At 63.5% G+C, this 16,993-nt stretch carries 14 protein-coding genes; 8 read left to right on the forward strand and 6 right to left on the reverse strand.

Going from position 1 to position 16,993, the window contains the following annotated elements; genetic code table 11:
- The first annotated feature begins 3 nt into the window (after positions 1 to 3).
- From hpnE to B0G83_RS30290, 4 genes are all read left to right on the forward strand, one after another.
- Positions 4 to 1,272, forward strand: coding sequence for a hydroxysqualene dehydroxylase HpnE (hpnE, locus tag B0G83_RS30275; protein WP_105511075.1), 1,269 nt, complete (start codon positions 4 to 6; stop codon positions 1,270 to 1,272).
- A complete protein-coding gene (shc, locus tag B0G83_RS30280) occupies positions 1,269 to 3,320 on the forward strand; it encodes a squalene--hopene cyclase (RefSeq protein ID WP_105511056.1) in 2,052 nt (683 codons plus the stop codon). The genes hpnE and shc overlap by 4 nt, the downstream gene beginning before the upstream one ends.
- Before the next feature lie 3 nt (positions 3,321 to 3,323).
- On the forward strand, positions 3,324 to 4,058 hold the full coding sequence (locus tag B0G83_RS30285) for a phosphorylase (RefSeq protein WP_105511057.1): 735 nt from the start codon (positions 3,324 to 3,326) through the stop codon (positions 4,056 to 4,058).
- Positions 4,059 to 4,219: 161 nt separating this feature from the next.
- A complete protein-coding gene (locus B0G83_RS30290; protein WP_105511058.1) occupies positions 4,220 to 4,705 on the forward strand; it encodes an acyl-CoA thioesterase in 486 nt (161 codons plus the stop codon).
- A gap of 826 nt (positions 4,706 to 5,531) precedes the next feature.
- Here the strand turns inward: B0G83_RS30290 and B0G83_RS30305 are convergent.
- Positions 5,532 to 6,524, reverse strand: coding sequence for a VacJ family lipoprotein (locus tag B0G83_RS30305; protein ID WP_105511060.1), 993 nt, complete (start codon positions 6,522 to 6,524; stop codon positions 5,532 to 5,534).
- A 2-nt stretch (positions 6,525 to 6,526) separates the two neighbouring features.
- On the reverse strand, positions 6,527 to 9,142 hold the full coding sequence (locus tag B0G83_RS30310) for an MMPL family transporter (RefSeq protein ID WP_105511061.1): 2,616 nt from the start codon (positions 9,140 to 9,142) through the stop codon (positions 6,527 to 6,529).
- Positions 9,143 to 9,355: 213 nt separating this feature from the next.
- Between B0G83_RS30310 and B0G83_RS30315 the strand changes: the two genes are divergently transcribed.
- The gene (locus tag B0G83_RS30315) at positions 9,356 to 9,961 is read left to right on the forward strand and encodes a phospholipid-binding protein MlaC (RefSeq protein ID WP_105511062.1); all 606 of its coding nucleotides are present in this window, start codon (positions 9,356 to 9,358) and stop codon (positions 9,959 to 9,961) included.
- A gap of 140 nt (positions 9,962 to 10,101) precedes the next feature.
- Here the strand turns inward: B0G83_RS30315 and hpnH are convergent, their stop codons facing one another.
- Together hpnH and ispH are read right to left on the reverse strand one after the other, a co-directional pair.
- On the reverse strand, positions 10,102 to 11,256 hold the full coding sequence (gene hpnH, locus B0G83_RS30320) for an adenosyl-hopene transferase HpnH (protein WP_105511063.1): 1,155 nt from the start codon (positions 11,254 to 11,256) through the stop codon (positions 10,102 to 10,104).
- Between the two features lie 10 nt (positions 11,257 to 11,266).
- Positions 11,267 to 12,211, reverse strand: a complete 945-nt coding sequence (gene ispH, locus B0G83_RS30325) for a 4-hydroxy-3-methylbut-2-enyl diphosphate reductase (protein WP_105511064.1) — start codon at positions 12,209 to 12,211, stop codon at positions 11,267 to 11,269.
- Positions 12,212 to 12,540: 329 nt separating this feature from the next.
- On the opposite strand from ispH, the gene hpnC reads away from it, so the two are divergent.
- Positions 12,541 to 13,407, forward strand: a complete 867-nt coding sequence (hpnC, locus tag B0G83_RS30330; protein ID WP_105511065.1) for a squalene synthase HpnC — start codon at positions 12,541 to 12,543, stop codon at positions 13,405 to 13,407.
- Positions 13,407 to 14,579, forward strand: coding sequence for a glycosyltransferase (locus tag B0G83_RS30335; protein WP_105511066.1), 1,173 nt, complete (start codon positions 13,407 to 13,409; stop codon positions 14,577 to 14,579). Before hpnC ends, B0G83_RS30335 begins: the two co-directional genes overlap by 1 nt.
- A gap of 61 nt (positions 14,580 to 14,640) precedes the next feature.
- On the opposite strand, the gene B0G83_RS30340 is transcribed toward B0G83_RS30335, so the two are convergent.
- Both B0G83_RS30340 and hpnA read right to left on the reverse strand, forming a co-directional pair.
- Positions 14,641 to 15,198 carry a hypothetical protein gene (locus tag B0G83_RS30340; protein ID WP_105511067.1) on the reverse strand — a complete coding sequence of 186 codons (558 nt, stop codon included), beginning with the start codon at positions 15,196 to 15,198 and terminating at the stop codon, positions 14,641 to 14,643.
- A gap of 139 nt (positions 15,199 to 15,337) precedes the next feature.
- Positions 15,338 to 16,360 (reverse strand): hopanoid-associated sugar epimerase, encoded by a 1,023-nt coding sequence (hpnA, locus tag B0G83_RS30345; RefSeq protein ID WP_105511068.1) that lies wholly within the window; start codon positions 16,358 to 16,360, stop codon positions 15,338 to 15,340.
- A gap of 169 nt (positions 16,361 to 16,529) precedes the next feature.
- Between hpnA and B0G83_RS30350 the strand changes: the two genes are divergently transcribed.
- On the forward strand, positions 16,530 to 16,823 hold the full coding sequence (locus B0G83_RS30350) for an acylphosphatase (protein ID WP_063500556.1): 294 nt from the start codon (positions 16,530 to 16,532) through the stop codon (positions 16,821 to 16,823).
- The last annotated feature ends 170 nt before the right edge of the window (positions 16,824 to 16,993 follow it).

Raw genomic sequence — 16,993 nt, forward strand, 5'->3', positions numbered from 1 at the left:
TTGATGCCGAAGCTCGTCCACGTGGTCGGCGCGGGCCTTGCCGGCCTGGCCGCCGCGGTGCAACTGCAGCGGCGCGGCGCGCAAGTCGTGCTGCACGACGCGGCGGGCCACGCAGGCGGACGTTGCCGTTCGTATTACGACGCCAAGCTGGGCGCGACACTCGACATCGGCAATCACATCGTGCTGTCGGGTCACGCCGCGACGCTGAACTACACGCGAGCGATCGGCGCCGCCGACGAACTGGCCGGCCCGGCGCAGCCCGACTATCCGTTCGTCGATCTGGCCACGCTGGCACGCTGGACCGTGCGTATGTCACCGGGCCATTTGCCCTGGTGGATCTTCGACCCGAACACGCGCGTGCCGAACACCGGGCCGGGCGATTATCTGTCGCTCGTGCCGTTGCTGTTCGCCAAGCCCGGGCGCAGCGTCGCGCAGACCATGCGCGCCAATGGCCCGCTGTGGGACCGTTTGCTGCGGCCGCTGTTTCATGCGCTGCTGCAAGTCGAGCCGCGTGAGGCATCGGCGGAATTGACGGCTGCCATGGTGCGGGAGACTGTGCTGGCCGGCGGCCTCGCGTGGCGTCCGCTAATGCCGCGCAATGGCCTCGGCAGCGCTTTCGTCGACCCGGCGTTGCGGCTGCTGCAACATGGCGGCACGGTGATCCGACTCGAGTCGAGTCTGAAGGAAATCGGGTTCGCCGCGGACAAACCCCGCGTGCAGACGTTGACCTTCGCGCAGGAACAGATTGCCGTCGACGCCAATCACGCGGTGATTCTCGCTGTGCCGCCCGAGATCGCGCAGACGCTGGTGCCCGGCATGCGCGCGCCGACGCGCTTCGCGGCGGCGGCGAGCGTTCATTTCGCCGTCGAGCCGCCGTTCGGCTTGCCGCCGCTCACCGGTCTGCTCAACGGGACTGCCGAATGGCTGTTCGCGTCCGACGGACGCCTCGCCGTGACCGTCGGCAATGCTGAAGGCCTGCTCGACATGCCGCACGAAGCACTTGCCGCGACCGTCTGGACCGAAGTCGCCCAGGCGGCCGGTCTGCCCGCCACGCCGATGCCGGCCTGGCAGGTCGTGATGAACCCACGCGCGACCTTTGCCGCGCTGCCGGATCAGGAAACCCTGCGCCCCGGCACGCGCACTCGCTGGAACAACTTGATGCTCGCGGGCGACTGGACGGCCACCGGCCTGCCCGCGACGATTGAAGGCGCGATCCGTTCCGGCCAGAAGGCCGCGGATACGTTGCTGAATGAACCGATGGAACGCCGATGAACGACTTATCTCAAGCTCAGCCGCTGGACGCCGTCCTGCCCGAAATCGCCGATGCCGCCTCCGCCGCGCCTGCAACGCCCGACGTGCCGGTGACGGCGACGACGGCCGCGCCAGTGTCCGACGCATCGCTCGACGCCGCGATCACGCGCGCGACCGATGCGATCCTCGCCGCGCAGAAACCGGACGGCCACTGGGTCTACGAACTTGAAGCCGACGCGACGATTCCCGCCGAATATGTGCTGCTAGTCCACTATCTTGGCGAAACGCCGAACCTGGAACTGGAGCAGAAGATCGGCCGCTATCTGCGCCGCATCCAGATGGCGGAGGGCGGCTGGCCGCTGTTCACCGACGGCGCGCTCGACATCAGTGCCAGCGTGAAGGCCTACTTCGCGCTGAAGATGATCGGCGATCCGGTCGACGCCGAGCACATGGTCCGCGCCCGTGAGGCGATTCTGGCCCATGGCGGCGCGGAAACGGTGAACGTCTTCACGCGGATTCTGCTCGCGCTGTTCGGCGTGGTCTCGTGGCGCGCGGTGCCGATGATGCCGGTCGAAATCACGCTGCTGCCCGAGTGGTTCCCGTTTCATCTTTCGAAGGTGTCGTACTGGGCGCGGACCGTGATCGTGCCGCTGCTGGTGCTCAACGCGAAGCGGCCGGTGGCGCGCAATCCGCGTCGTGTGCGGATCGACGAGCTGTTCCGTGGAGCGCCGGTCAACGTCGGTCCGCGCGATCGCGCGCCGCATCAGCACCTCGGCTGGTTCCGTTTTTTCAGCGGTGTGGACGTGCTGCTGCGCGCGGTCGACGGACTGTTCCCGAAGGCGACGCGCGAACGCGCGGTGCGCGCGGCGGTGGCGTTCGTCGACGAACGGCTGAACGGCGAAGACGGCCTCGGCGCGATTTTCCCGGCCATGGCCAATTCGGTGATGATGTACGACGTGCTCGGCTATCCGGCGGATCATCCGAATCGCGCGATTGCACGTCAGTCGATCGAGAAGCTGCTTGTCATCAAGGATGACGAAGCATATTGCCAACCGTGTCTGTCGCCGGTGTGGGACACCTCGCTGGTTGCGCACGCGCTGCTCGAAACCGGCGAGGTGTATGCCGAACAGGCCGCCGAACGCGGGCTCGCGTGGCTGCGTCCGCTGCAGATTCTCGACGTGCGCGGCGACTGGATCTCGCGTCGGCCGAACGTGCGTCCTGGCGGGTGGGCGTTCCAGTACAACAACGCGCACTATCCGGACGTCGACGATACGGCGGTGGTCGCGATGGCGATGCATCGCTCGGCGGCGCTTACGCAATCCGACGTGGATCGCGAAGCCATTGCGCGCGCGCGCGAATGGGTGGTCGGCATGCAGAGCAGCGACGGCGGTTGGGGCGCGTTCGAGCCGGAAAACACCCAGTACTACCTGAACAACATCCCGTTCTCCGATCACGGTGCCTTGCTCGATCCGCCGACCGCGGACGTGTCGGGCCGCTGTCTGTCGATGCTCGCGCAACTCGGCGAATTGCCGAAGGACAGCGAACCGGCGCAGCGCGCGTTCGCGTACATGCTGAAGGAACAGGAATCGGACGGTAGCTGGTACGGCCGTTGGGGCCTGAATTACATCTACGGCACGTGGACCGCATTGTGTTCGCTGAACGCAGCCGGCTTCCCGCACGACGACCCGCGCATGAAACGCGCCGCGCAGTGGCTTCTGTCGATCCAGAACGAGGACGGCGGCTGGGGCGAGGGCGGCGAGAGCTATAAGCTCGACTATCGCGGTTACGAACGTGCGCCGAGCACGGCTTCGCAAACCGCGTGGGCGCTGATGGGCCTGATGGCCGTCGGCGAGGTCAATCACGAAGCCGTGGCGCGCGGCGTCGCGTATCTGCAGCGCGAACAGCGCGAGCACGGCTTGTGGGACGAAACGCGCTTCAGCGCGACCGGCTTCCCGCGCGTGTTTTATCTGCGTTACCACGGCTATCGCAAGTTCTTCCCGCTGTGGGCGCTGGCGCGCTTCCGCCATCTGAAACGCAACGGGCTCACGCGCGTCGCGGTCGGGATGTAACGAATGCCGCTTTCGACAACGCCGTCCGGCGCGGCCGGCCGCGCCAGTTTGCCGGTGATCGTGGTGACGGGCATGGCGTTCGAGGCGCGCATCGCGCGCGGCGAGGGCGTGGAAGTGGTCTACGCGGCGCGCGCCGATCTGCTGCAGCGCGCGCTGAGCGCGGCGGTGGCGCGCGGTTGCGCCGGCATTATGAGTTTCGGCACGGCGGGTGGGTTGGCGCCGGATCTGGAACCGGGCTCGATCATCGTCGCGGATGCCGTGGAAGGGCCGTTAGGGCGTCTCCAGACCGATCGGGCATGGGCAGAGAGGTTGGAGGCCGCGCTAACGGCTGGGCCGCTCAAGGCGCGTCTACGACGCGGTCTCGTGGCCGCTGTGACCGCCCCGCTGGTGAGCGCCGACGACAAGAGCGTGCTGCATCGCTCGACCGGCGCATTGGCGGTGGATATGGAGTCGCATATTGCCGGTGCGACGGCTGCCGCGCAGGGTGTGCCGTTCGCGGTATGCCGCGCGATCGTCGATCCGGCCTGGCGGACGTTGCCGTCCGCCGCGACCGCGGGTTTGCGCGACGACGGTAGCACTGCGCTCGGGCCGATTCTGCGGGAATTGCTGCGCCAGCCTTCGCAACTTGCCGCGCTGATTCAGGTGGCGGTGGATGCGCGGGCGGCGCGAGGTGCGTTGGTTCAGGCGCGGCGCGCGATGACCGAGGCAGGGGCTTTGCGGATGGGTGCGGCGGTCTGAGTCGGCGGTTTCATCCGCTGGGCCTGCCGTCGATTGAATTTCCCTAAGAATTCAGTAGATATTGAATAACTAGGGGAAACCCTTATATTTGGTACAATGTCAGTGTTAACCCTAGGTCGAGGCGCGAGGCTTCACTAGGTGCCTCGAACACGGAGTACCAAATGAATTTCCATACCAGAAAGTGGGTCAAGCCCGAAGATCTCAACCCCAACGGCACGCTGTTCGGCGGCAGCCTGCTGCGCTGGATCGACGAAGAAGCAGCCATCTACGCAATCTGCCAGTTGGACAACCAACGGGTGGTGACCAAGTTCATGTCCGAGATCAATTTCGTCAGCTCCGCGCGGCAGGGCGACATCATCGAACTCGGCATGACCGCCACGCACTTTGGCCGCACATCGCTGACGCTGCGCTGTGAAGTGCGCAACAAGATCACGCGCAAGAGCATCTTGACGGTCGAAAAGATGGTGTTCGTCAATCTGGACGAGAACGGCGAACCGGCGCCCCACGGACGTACGCAGATCCGTTATGCGGAAGAGGCGTTCGCGAGATATCGCGAAAGTTCGCGACCGGTGGCGTTGCCGCAAGGGGCGGCCGTCGGTGAAGAAGAAATGGCTGCGGCAAGAGCCGAGGTGGATAGCCTGCATTAAGTAAGGCTGTAGGCGCGACCGATGGTGCAGTGTGGCTTGCGCGGTATTGCATGTCGAAGCCGTGATCCCTGTTTTGCCAGTTCAGCAGAGCCCCGCTACATGCGGGGCTTTTCTTTAGCTGCGCGGTACGCTAGCGGTTAGCGCTTTCTTCGCGTCGTTCTTAGAACGTATATATAGGCGGCGATGATCAGTATAGCGATTCCGTCAATAACTCCGAGTGTGGGTAGGGGGTTGGTCCATTTATCCGTATTGGTCGTCCTTGAGTAATATGGAGGACCACCGCCATACGCCTCGTGCAAATTAAGAACGTTGAACGCGATCACCAGTCCCACCATGACCAGTAAGAGAGCGATAAAAATAATGGCGACAGTTCTGTTGCGAGTCATATTAATATTTGACGTTCAGCGGCATATAACAATCTGGAGACGATGAAGTAATAGCCTTTAAGTCACGCAGTAAATCTTCCATCCGACCATGCAGATTAATGCAACCAGCGCTGCCCGCGTGCGTGCCGCCATGGATAAAAAAGCCTCCGCGATTATAGGTCTGGGTGCCAGGAAAAACGTGAATAGTGATCCGATTTCACGTTGCCGACCGGCAGAGTAGTCGAATAAAGCGTCTATCTTAACCCGTAAATATAATGTCGTTATGCGAATGCGGTATCCCGATAATACCCCGGACGCGATTTAATGGAAAAACTAAGAGGGTGTCAATGTGGTATCGGAGATCGCTTCGAATCTCCAAAAAGCAATAAAAAGCGGCTTCCTTATAAACTCAGGAAGCCGCTTTAGAATCTACTACAGCGAACTACATCGTCTTTCATTCCCTATTGCGTGCTCGGCACCGCCGCGGGCTGCTTACCCACTTCCGGCACAGGTTTCGGCATCGGCGCTACCGCACCCGAAGCCGCCGCCGGCGCAGCCGGCATAGCACCCGCCGCACCGCTCGCCGGCGAATCGCCCGGGTCCGAGTAGTTCGGCACACCCGCAGGCGCACCAGTAGCCGCTCCTGAGGCCGCATTCGGCGCCTCGGCAGCATCGCCCGGATCGGCATAATTCGGCAACCCGCCCGACGTGCCCTTGGGCGCAGCCGACGTACCCGAATCACCCTGATCGTCGTAGTTCGGCAACGGCGCCGCGTTGTCGCTCGTACCGCGCAAACGAGCTTTGCGCTGCTGCGTATAGGCATCCCGCACGAACGAGTACTTATCCAGTGCCGCCTGCTGCAACAAATCGGTCGCGCCCAGCAAGTCGGAACGCACGCTCACGAACTGCAGGATGTACAGCGGATTACGCAGCGCCGGTTCCATGTAGTTCAACGGGTTGAACTTCACATCGACCACCAGCCCCATGCTGTCCCGCACCGTACTCGGACCGAACAGCGGCAGAACCAGATACGGACCCGACGGCACGCCCCAATGTCCGAGCGTCAACCCGAAGTCCTGATGATGCTTCGGCAGCCCGGCCGGCGTTGCCCAATCCAGCAAGCCGCCCAACCCGAATGTCGAGTTGAACGCGAATCGCACGAGATCTTCGGTCGCATCCGTGATCTTCAATTGCAGCAGCGCGTTCGCCGCGTTGCTGAGGTCGCCCAGATTCGAGAAGAAATTGCTGACGGCCGTGCGCAACGGCTGCGGCGTCACTTTCTGATAGCCCTGCGCGATCGGCCGCGCGACGTACGTGTCCAGCCCGTCGTTGAATTTGAACACCACCCGGTTCACCGGCTCGAACGGGTCGCCGGGCTTGCGGTCAGGACCGGTCGCGCAGCCAGAGATCAGACCGGTGGCGGCCAGCGCCAACACGGTGTTACGCAGCTTCATGCTTAGATTCCTTTGTGCTTCGAGCGACGTGGACGCGGCTTGCCCATCAGCACGGGCTGGAACACGACCGCGCCGATCAGCGTACAGAACAACGACAGTGCCAGCAGACGTCCCATGCTCGACGTCCCCGGATGATGCGACAGCCAAAGACTGCCGAACGCTGTCGCCGTAGTCGCCGCGCTGAACAGCACGGCGTGCGTCAGGCTCGACTGCAACAGGCCGGTCTGGCCGTTGCGCCATGCCATCACGAAGTAAATCTTGAATGCTACGCCGACGCCGAGCATCAGCGGCAGCGCAATGATATTCGCGAAGTTCAGCGGCATGCCGAACACCACGCACAACTCCAGCGTCACGAGCGCAGAAACCAGCAGCGGCACCAGCGTACGAAGCATGTCGCCGACCCGCCGCAGCGCGATCCACAGCAGGATCGCGATCGACAGGAGCGCCCAGCAGGCGGCCTGCAGGAACGCCCTGATGATCGTGTCGGCCGAATGCAGGATGGAAATCGGACCGCCGATCGCGTCGGGCTCCGCCTTCTTCACCGCATGGACGAAGCTGGCGAGCACGGTGTCGTCGTTCGGATCGGCGCCGGGCTTGATCTTCGGCGCGATGTCGACGAGCGCGCGGCCGTCTTTCGAAACCCAGCTGCTGGAGATTTCCTTCGGCAGATTCTCGCGGGTGATTTGAGTCGGCTGCAACAGATCCGCCAACTGCTTCAGCGCGATGCGCAACGGCTCCGACATCGCGGTTTCGGCGCGATCGCGCGTGGCGGCGTCGGCGGCGGCGAGCTTTTGCAGCGTTGCGGACAGATGCTGGGCTTCGGCCGCGCCGGGGCCCGGATGATCTTCGGCGGCGAGCGAGAGCTGGTTCGACGCGCGTTTTAGCGTGGCCACGCGCACCGCGTCAGTGGCGGCCGGCGCGGGTTGCTGTTGCAGTGCGGGCAGCAGTTGCTGCGCGGCGCTGGCGACCAGCATCATTTTTTGCTGCTGCTCGGTGGGAACGAACGTATCGAGCGTCGTGACGCGACCCACTTCAGGCAACGTGCGTAGATGCGCGGCCTTCTGGTCCGCGTCGGCGAGCGATGCCGCCAGCACGTGCACGTTGTTGACCGCGGCTTCCGGCGAATCCTTCAGCGACAGCAGCGTTGCCATCGATTCCGTATGCGGATCCTTCAGATGCAGCGGGTTGAAATCGAAGCGCAGATGCGTGAGCAGCGGCGAAGCGCCGATCACGACGATCAGCGTACCGATCAGCACCGGCTTGCGATGATGATCGAGAAAATCGTCGACGGGAGCGAGCTGCTTGAAACCCGGCGACGCGGCTTCGCCCGGCGGATTGAAAAGCTTCAACAGCGCCGGCAGCAGCGTCATGTTGGTGAAATACGCGACGAACATGCCGACGCCGGCGATCTCACCCAACTCCGAGACGCCGCGATAGGCGGTCGGCAGGAACGAGAAAAAGCTCAATGCAACCGCCACGGCCGCGAGCGTCAGCGGCACGCCGATGCTGTGCGCCGTGTGCATGAGCGCGGCGGAAAGACGGTTGTCGCGATTGCGCTCCTCGCGATATTTGACGCCAAACTGCACGCCGAAATCGACCCCCAGCCCGACGAACAACACCATGAACGCGACCGAAATCATGTTCAGCGCGCCCACCAGCATCAGACCGAGCGCCGCGGTGATCGCAAGCCCGACGAACAGCGTGATGAACACGGCGGCGATCATGCGGCCCGAACGCAGCGCGAGCCACAGAATGATCAGCACGACGATAAAGGTGCCGATGCCGTTCAGCGCCGCGCCGTCCTTGACGGAGGCGAACTCTTCGTCCGCAAGCGGCTGTTCGCCGGTCAGGCGGACCGTGGCGCCATAACGCGCCTCGAGGTGCAGCGCCACGGCGGTCGCGCGGATCGATTTCGACGCGCTCGCGCCCGGCTCCAGCGCGTCGTAGTTCACGACCGGCTGCACGACGACGAACGCGCGCGCCGGATTGGTGGCGACGCCCTTGTCGACCAGCGCACGCCACGAGAACGCGGCCGGCTGTCCGGCCAGCACGCGATCGAGCGTGGTCGCGCTGGTCGACAGCAAATGGCTCATATCGGCGAGCTTCACCTGACCCAGCTGCAGCGGCAGCAACAGGCTCGTGGTGAGCGTGCCGGCGAGGCCGGTCAGGCTCGGATCGTGCGCCAACGCATTGACCAGCGGGCGCGACTGAACGAGTTGCGAGGTGGTGGACAGGACTTCGTCGGTAGACGGAAACAGCAGGCCGTTGTGATCGAAGAACGGACCGCCGGCCGGCTGCGAAACCTGCACAAACTCCTTCGGATCGGCTTTCAGCGCGGCGGTCAGCGCGTCGGCGGCGGCGTCGGCGAATTCCGGCGCGCGCGCCTCGACCACCACCAGCACGGTATCGCCGCGATCCGGGAAGGCCTGGTCCATCGCGTGTTCGAGCGACGACCATTGCTTGTCCGTGTCGATCAGACGGCTGATATCCGTGTTGATCTTGAAGTTATGGGCAACGTAGATGCCGCTCAGCACGGCGAGCGCGAGCGACACGGCGACGATCCGTAGCGGATACCGCACCGAGTAGGCGACGAGACGGACAATAGATGACTTCAGCATGTAGGCGAAACTGGCCTTATCACGGGACGTTGTTTTTGACGAAAGTGCACAAGTATACAGAGCCCGAGGGATCCGGGCCGTATTCGGTAGCAAGTACGGCGCCCGGTGCGGCGCAACGGGGTGGGAACGCAATATCGGTATACTGGTCTATCCTGCTTTCGCCGCGGCTGACAAGGCGGTCGGCACTTACTTCTTTCAGGTTTTGACGAGCGTATGAAACGTTATCTGTCTGCTTTTCTGGCTGCGGCCCTGGTTTCCACGGCAGCTTTTGCGCAAAGCGCGCCTGATGCGGTGGTAAAAGGTGCCGTCGAAGGCACCGTCGCTGCCATGAAGGCCGACCCGCAAGCGCGCGGCGGCGACATGGGCAAAATCACGCAGCTCGTGGAAACGCGCTTCCTGCCGGCCACGGATTTCCAGCGCACCACGCGGATCGCCGTGGGCAAGGCCTGGTCGACCGCCACGCCCGAGCAGCAGAAACAGCTCTATGACCAGTTCACGCTGCTGCTGGTTCGCACTTATGCGGCATCGCTGTCGCAATTGCGCGATCAGGACGTGAAGTTCAAGTTCTTGCCGGTCGACGCATCGGCGGGCGCTAAAGACATCGTCGTGCAGTCGCACGTAATCAGCAACGGCGGCGACGACGCGATCGACTACCGTCTGACCAAGGGCCCGTCCGGCTGGAAGGTCTACGACATCAACATGATGGGCGCCTGGCTGATCCAGGTTTATCAGACGCAGTTTGCGGATCAGATCTCGAAGGGTGGTATCGATGGCCTGATCAAATTCCTGACCGCGCATAACGCGCGTAGCGCAGGCTAAGCCGACTACGTTTAAACGTAGCGCCCTCAGCGGGGCGCGGCCAAAGAAAAAGCGCGGCCCCAAGGGCGCCGCGCTTTTTTTACATCTTTCTCCGACATCACAGTCGGTTAGGAGCGCCGCAAAGCTGCTCCATGCACCGCTTAGTGTGCTGCCGTTGCTGCCCGCACGTTCTTGCCCGTGCCGGCAACCTTGATCTCTTCCAGCTTGATCTCGACGTGGCGCGAGAAGACGTATTCAGCCGGACGCTGCTTGTCCAACGGAATGTCTTTGGTGAATGCTCCGGTGGTCTTCGGACCGCGCAGGCTAACCTTCAATGCCTTCAGCGGATGCGCGACCGTATCCATCACCGCCGTTGCCTCGAAGCCGCAGTGGACCATACAGTCGGCGCACTTTTCGTAGTTGCCCGTGCCGTAGTTGTCCCAGTTCGTGGTGTCCATCAATTCCTTGAAGGTCTTCACGTAGCCTTCGCCCACCAGGTAGCACGGCTTTTGCCAGCCAAACACGGTACGCGCCGGGTTGCCCCACGGCGTGCATTCGTACGTCTGGTTACCGGCGAGGAAGTCCAGGAACATGGCCGACTGGCTGAACGACCAGTTCTTGCCGTTGTTGCCGCGCTTGAAAATTTCGCGGAACAGATGCTTGGTCTTATCGCGGTTCAGGAAGTGCTGCTGATCCGGCGCGCGTTCATAGGCATAACCCGGCGAGACGGTGATGCCGTCCACGCCCATCGGGCCGAGCGTATCGAAGAACGCGGCGACGCGCTCCGGCACAGCGTCGTTGAACAGCGTGCAGTTGATGTTCACGCGGAAACCACGGCGCTTCGCTTCCTTGATCGCGGCGACGGCCTTGTCGTACACGCCTTCCTGCGACACCGAATGATCGTGCGCCTGTTGGTCGCCGTCGAGGTGAACCGACCAGACGAAGTACGGATTCGGCTCGTAGTCGTCCATTTTCTTTTCCATCAGCAGCGCGTTCGTGCACAAGTACACGAACTTCTTACGCGCGATGATGCCCTTCACGATCTGCGGCATTTCTTTGTGCAGCAGCGGTTCGCCGCCTGCAATCGAGACTACCGGCGCGCCGCATTCGTCGACGGCGCCGAGACATTCTTCCAGCGACAGACGCTGATTCAGGATCGGATCCGGATAGTCGATCTTGCCGCAGCCATTGCAGGCAAGATTGCAGCGGAACAGTGGCTCCAGCATCAACGCGAGCGGGTAGCGTTTGTTGCGCGAAAGGTGCTGACGCATGATGTATGCGCCGACCCGGACTTTCTGTAGCAGCGGAATAGACAAGACGTCCTCCTTAAACTTCGCGTGCGGCGAGTGGTTGCATCAGTTTCGATGGCAACTTGAATTCGACTTTCTCTTCACGGCCCGACATCGTCGTGACATCGACGGGCCCCAATGCGCTCAGCGCATCGATTACGTTTCTGACCATTTCTTCCGGCGCCGAAGCGCCAGCCGTGATGCCGACCGTCTGCACATTCGCAAACCACTCCGGCTTCACTTCCGAACCGTCGGCGACGAGATAGCTCGCCACACCGCTTTCGCTGCCGATCTCGCGCAGCCGGTTCGAGTTCGAACTATTGGTTGCGCCCACCACTAGCAGCACCTCGACCTCTTTGCTCAATTCGCGCACCGCCGCCTGGCGGTTTTGCGTTGCATAGCAGATGTCGCGTGTGTCCGGTCCGACAATGTTGGTAAAGCGGCGCAGCAAGGCGTCGATAATGCCACGCGTGTCGTCCACCGACAGCGTGGTCTGCGTGACGTAAGCGAGCGGCGTGTCGAGCGGCAGGTCCAGATGCGCGACCTCGGCTTCGCTCTGCACCAGCATCACCTTACCCGGGATCTGACCGATCGTGCCTTCCACTTCCGGATGCCCGGCGTGGCCGATCAGGATCAGCGTACGGCCGGCGCCGACATACTGGCGGCCTTGCACGTGCACTTTGGTGACCAGCGGGCAGGTTGCGTCGAGCACGTCGAGACCGCGCGCTTCGGCGTCTCGTTCCACGGTTTGCGCGACACCGTGCGCGCTGAAAATCGCAACGGCGCCTTGCGGCACTTCATCGAGTTCTTCGACGAAGCGCGCGCCCTTCTGGCGCAGATTGTCGACCACATGACGGTTGTGGACAATCTCGTGACGTACGTACACGGGGGCCCCGTGTTGCTGTAACGCGCGATCGACAATCTCGATTGCACGTACAACACCCGCACAAAAGCCGCGGGGTTGAGCAAGGATGACTCGCATAAGTTGGCGAACTCCGACTGACGCGGGTTTCGAAGAAGTCGGTAAGTTTGACTTTATCGCCGCGACCATCTAATTAGTTGACGTCTTGAGCCCCGGCGACCGCCGGTACAGCAAAACCAAACGCGCATTCTAACGCTATCAGCCCGGCTTTGCTTTGGCGGGCCCGCCCGGTGTTGGGCAGGCGCTGCATTACCGGCTTGGGTTCGGCGCCATTGCAGGAGCATGCGGCAATGATTACACGCTGCGCCGGATTGGCGGAACCCTTAAACTACGTGGTCCTGCGGCGCGCTCGAGCGCCCGCATTACAGAATGGTTTCGAGGCTCGCTGGATGGAAGTCGATCACTCCGAAAATTTTCCTGTCGCGAGCGTGTTGCTGCCCAAGGCGCTGCGCGCGCCCATCGGCATTATCTATCAAGTTGTCCGCACAGCAGCCGATATCGCCGACGAAGGCGACTGGAGCGCCGCCGAGCGGCACGCCCGCCTCGCCGACTTCCGCGCCGGTCTCGACGCGATCGCGGAGCGGCGTGCGGCGCCGGTACATCCGCTGTTGTTCGGCAAGCTCGCGGGCGTGGTGGCGCAGTATAAACTGCCGCTCGCGCCGTTTTACGATCTGTTGCGGGCGTGCGCGCAGGAGATCGATGCGCGTCGTTATGCGGATCGGGCCGCGCTGCTCGACTATTGCCGCCATTCGGCGAATCCGGTTGGGCATCTGATGCTGCATCTGGTGGGCGCGGCCACGCCGGAGAATCTCGCCGACGCCGACGCGATCTGCACCGCGTCGCAACTTATCAGTTTCTGGCTCGACGTCGCCGCTGACTGGAAACAGGATCGGCTGTATCTACCGCTCGCGGATCTGAAACGCTTTGGCGTGAGCGAGGCGCAGATCGCCAACGGCCTCGCCGACGACGCCTGGCGCGCGCTGATGGCGCACGAGGTGTCGTTTGTGCGGACCACGCTGGTGCGCGGCGCGCCGCTCGCGTTGCGGATTCCGGGGCGGCTCGGGTTCGAGTTGTGCGGCGCCGTGCACGGCGGCCTGCGTTTTCTCGAGCGAATCGAGCGCGCGGGCTACGACGTGTTTCGCGAGCGATTGGAACTCAATGCGTTTGACTGGTGCGTCGTCGCGGCGCGCACCGTGGTGATGTGGCTATCGCGGCGCGTCGGTGTGGCGGCGCGTTCAATCGAGGGTAATGCTTAATGGCGGTGGTTCTGTTTCTTCTTTCGTGTCTCTCCCTGTTGATCTGGTGCGTGCTGCTGTTCGCTCGCGGCGGTTTCTGGCGCGCGCGGCCTGCCGCGCCGCTGGCGCTCGCGCCACGAGAAACCTGGCCGGCGGTGGCCGCCGTGGTGCCGGCGCGCAACGAGGTCGAGGTGATCGCCGAGGCCGTCACGAGTCTGCTCCAGCAGGACTATCCCGGCGACTTCCACGTGATCGTGGTCGATGATCACAGCACCGACGGCACCGCCGACGCCGCGCGCGCCGCTGCATTGCAGTTGCAATGCCCCGACCGTTTGACGGTGCTAAGCGCGAAGCCGCTGCCGCCGGGTTGGTCCGGCAAGGTGTGGGCGCAGTCGCAAGGTATCGAGGCGGTCCGCACGCTCGGCTTGCCGGCTGACTTTCTGCTGCTGACCGACGCGGACATCGGCCATCCCGCGGATGCGCTTGCGCAACTCGTCGTGCGGGCCGACGCGGAACAGCGCGATCTGGTCTCGCTGATGGTGCGTCTGCGCTGCGATTCGTTCTGGGAAAAGGCGCTGATTCCGGCGTTCGTTTTCTTCTTCGCCAAGCTGTACCCGTTCGCGTGGGTCAACAACCCGCGCAATCGCACGGCGGCGGCCGCTGGCGGTTGCATGCTGGTGCGCCGCAGCGCGCTCGAGGAAGCAGGCGGTATCGAGTCAATCCGCGCCGAACTGATCGACGATTGCAGCCTGGCCGCGCGCATTAAGCATCGCGGCACCGGGCGTCATCCGATCCGGCTGGATGTGGCGGCGCGCAGCGTCTCGCTGCGTCCTTACGACAGCTGGCGTGACATCTGGAACATGATCGCGCGTACCGCTTTCACGCAGCTGCATTATTCGCCGGTGCTGCTCGCGGGCACGTTGCTGGGCATGACGATCATCTATCTGATGCCGCCGGTCGCGGCGTTGGTGCTGGGACCGATGGGCTGGCCCGCGTGGCTCGCGTGGGCGGCCATGTGCTGCGCGTATGCGCCGATGCTCAGCTATTACCGGCGTTCACCCTTGTGGGCGCCGTTTCTGCCTTTGATCGCGTTGTTCTACGTCGGCGCGACGTTTGCGTCGGCGGTGCGTTACTGGCGCGGCAAGGGCGGTCAGTGGAAGGCGCGCGTTCAGGCGCCGGTGCGGGAACGCTGATCCGTGTCTGCCCGGGCTAAGCCGGGTGAGCGAAAAATGGCGCCTATGAAGGCGCCATTTTTTATTTGCTCTGCGTGAGCATCATGTAGAGCTGAATCACCATGTCGGGTGAGAACGTGAACGGCACCCAGCCGTGCCCCGTATGGCGCATGACCAGCAAACGGTCGCCGTTCGACTGCTTCTGCACCGCCATGACCGGGTTCTTGGTCGATACGAAGCGCCAGCCCGGTGGGATGCCCGGCGGCGGCTCCGGCGTCATCGACGCGCGCGCGTTCGACAATTCCTCGATCAGTTTGCCGATCTGGTCCGGACGCAAGGCGACAGTCTGCCCGCCGATCGTCATCGTGATCTCATTCTGGCCGGGGCGATTGATTTCGAGCGTGGGTTGAACCGGTTCGGCCGGTTCTTCGGCCACCGCCGCCGACGCTTGGTCGATCACGGCGGTTTCACCTGCGACGTCGTCAGCGTGCGATTCGGGCGCGACGTGATCCGCCGACGCTTGCGGCGCGGCGGTCTCTGCGGGTGTCTCGGGAGTAGTGTCGGCCGGCGGGGCCACGACAGCCTGAATGAGCTGATCGACGCCCATTTCCAGCGCGCCGAGCTGTTCGTGAAGATTCATGCGAGGTTTCTCTGGTAAGACCTACGATTTTACCTGCTGCGCGTAGGCTTTTACCTGTCGCTAACACAGTGACGTTGTAACAAAATGCTGGCCGCCGCGCCGGTTTGCCGGCCGCGGGCCGCTTTGGGTCAAGCCGGCTTCAGCGCTTCGAGCCCGGCTTCAGATAGCCCGCTTGCCGGAACCAGTCGAGCGCATCGCTCAAGCCTTCGCGGTAGGGCCGCGCGCGATAACCGAGCTCGCACTCCGCTTTCGCCGACGTGAAGTACATCTTGTTCTTCGACATCTTCAGACCGTCGACGGTGACGAACGGTTCACGCTTCGTGAACTTCGCGACCGCTTCGGCGCCCATCGCGAGCGGAATCAGCGGCCAGCGCGGCAGGCTCAGCGTCGGCGCCTTGCGGCCGGTCAGCGCCGCGATATCCGCGAGCATCTGCTGCAACGGCAGGTTTTCGCCGCCGAGAATGTAGCGCTCGCCGATCTTGCCGCGTTCCAGCGCCAGAAAATGGCCGGCAGCCACGTCGTCCACATGCACGAGGTTCAGACCCGTGTCGACAAACGCGGGAATCTTGCCGAGCGCCGCTTCGACGATGATGCGACCGGTCGGCGTCGGCTTGACGTCGCGCGGACCGATCGGCGTGGACGGATTGACGATCACCGCCGGCAGGCCGTCTTCGGCGATCATGCGTTCCACCGCGCGCTCGGCCAGCACCTTGCTGCGCTTGTACACGCCGATCGCCTGATCGGCTTTGAGCGGCGAGGTTTCGTCGGCGGACTGGCCCGAGCTGGTCACCTTCAGCGTCGCCACGCTGCTCGTGTAGACGATGCGTTCGACGCCTTCCTTCAGCGCCGCGCGCATGGTCGCCTCGGTGCCTTCGAGATTCGAGCGCTCGATTTCGCTCGGGTCCGGTGCCCACAGCCGGTAATCCGCCGCCACGTGCAGCAGATAGCGCACGCCGCGCAGGGCCTTACGCATGGACGCTTCGTCGCGCATATCGCCGACGACGATTTCCGCGTCCAATGCCTCGACGTTTTGACGCGGACTGGTGGCGCGCACCAGCACACGCACCTTGAAACCCTTCTGTTGCGCGATGCGTGCCACCGACGAGCCGACGAAGCCGGAAGCGCCGGTCACGAGCACGAGATCGCGATTCTGTTCGCTCATTCTGTTTCCATTCCCTGCATGACAGTCGACGGATTGTACGTGCCGCGCGCGCCGAGTGTCGCGCTGGCTGCGCCGGGCCGGCGATCGGAGCACGCACATTGCCGAGCAAGCGCGCCGCGACGCGGCTAGAATGCCGGCTTGAAAGTTGAGTTGCATGGGAGAACACGGCATGGCCCCGGATCTGGATCAGCGGATCGAAACGTATTACGTGCGCGTGCGCGGCACCGTGCAAGGCGTCGGCTTTCGCCACGCGACCGTGCGGCAGGCTCACGCGCTCGGTATCAAAGGATGGGTGGCGAATCTCGACGACGGCTCGGTCGAGGCCATGTTGCAGGGCTCGGCCAATCAGGTCGACCGGATGCTGTCGTGGCTGCGGCACGGGCCGCCGGCGGCGCGCGTCACCGAGGTGACCGGCGAAGAACGCGCGACCGAAAAGCGTTACGAGCGTTTCGAGCAGCACTGAGCAAGTCGACGCCGCGCTGAATGAAAAAAGGCGGCCCGCCATCACACCGATGGCGGGCCGCCTTTTTTATTGCGCGTGACCCGTCCTGAAATAAGTTGACACCTGATCCTGCGGGAAGAAGGAGAGTCAAATTGGAAACGGGTTCGAAGCGAACGCAGCGTGATTACACG

The organism is Paraburkholderia sp. BL21I4N1, assembly GCF_002973525.1.
Taxonomy (GTDB): Bacteria; Pseudomonadota; Gammaproteobacteria; order Burkholderiales; family Burkholderiaceae; genus Paraburkholderia.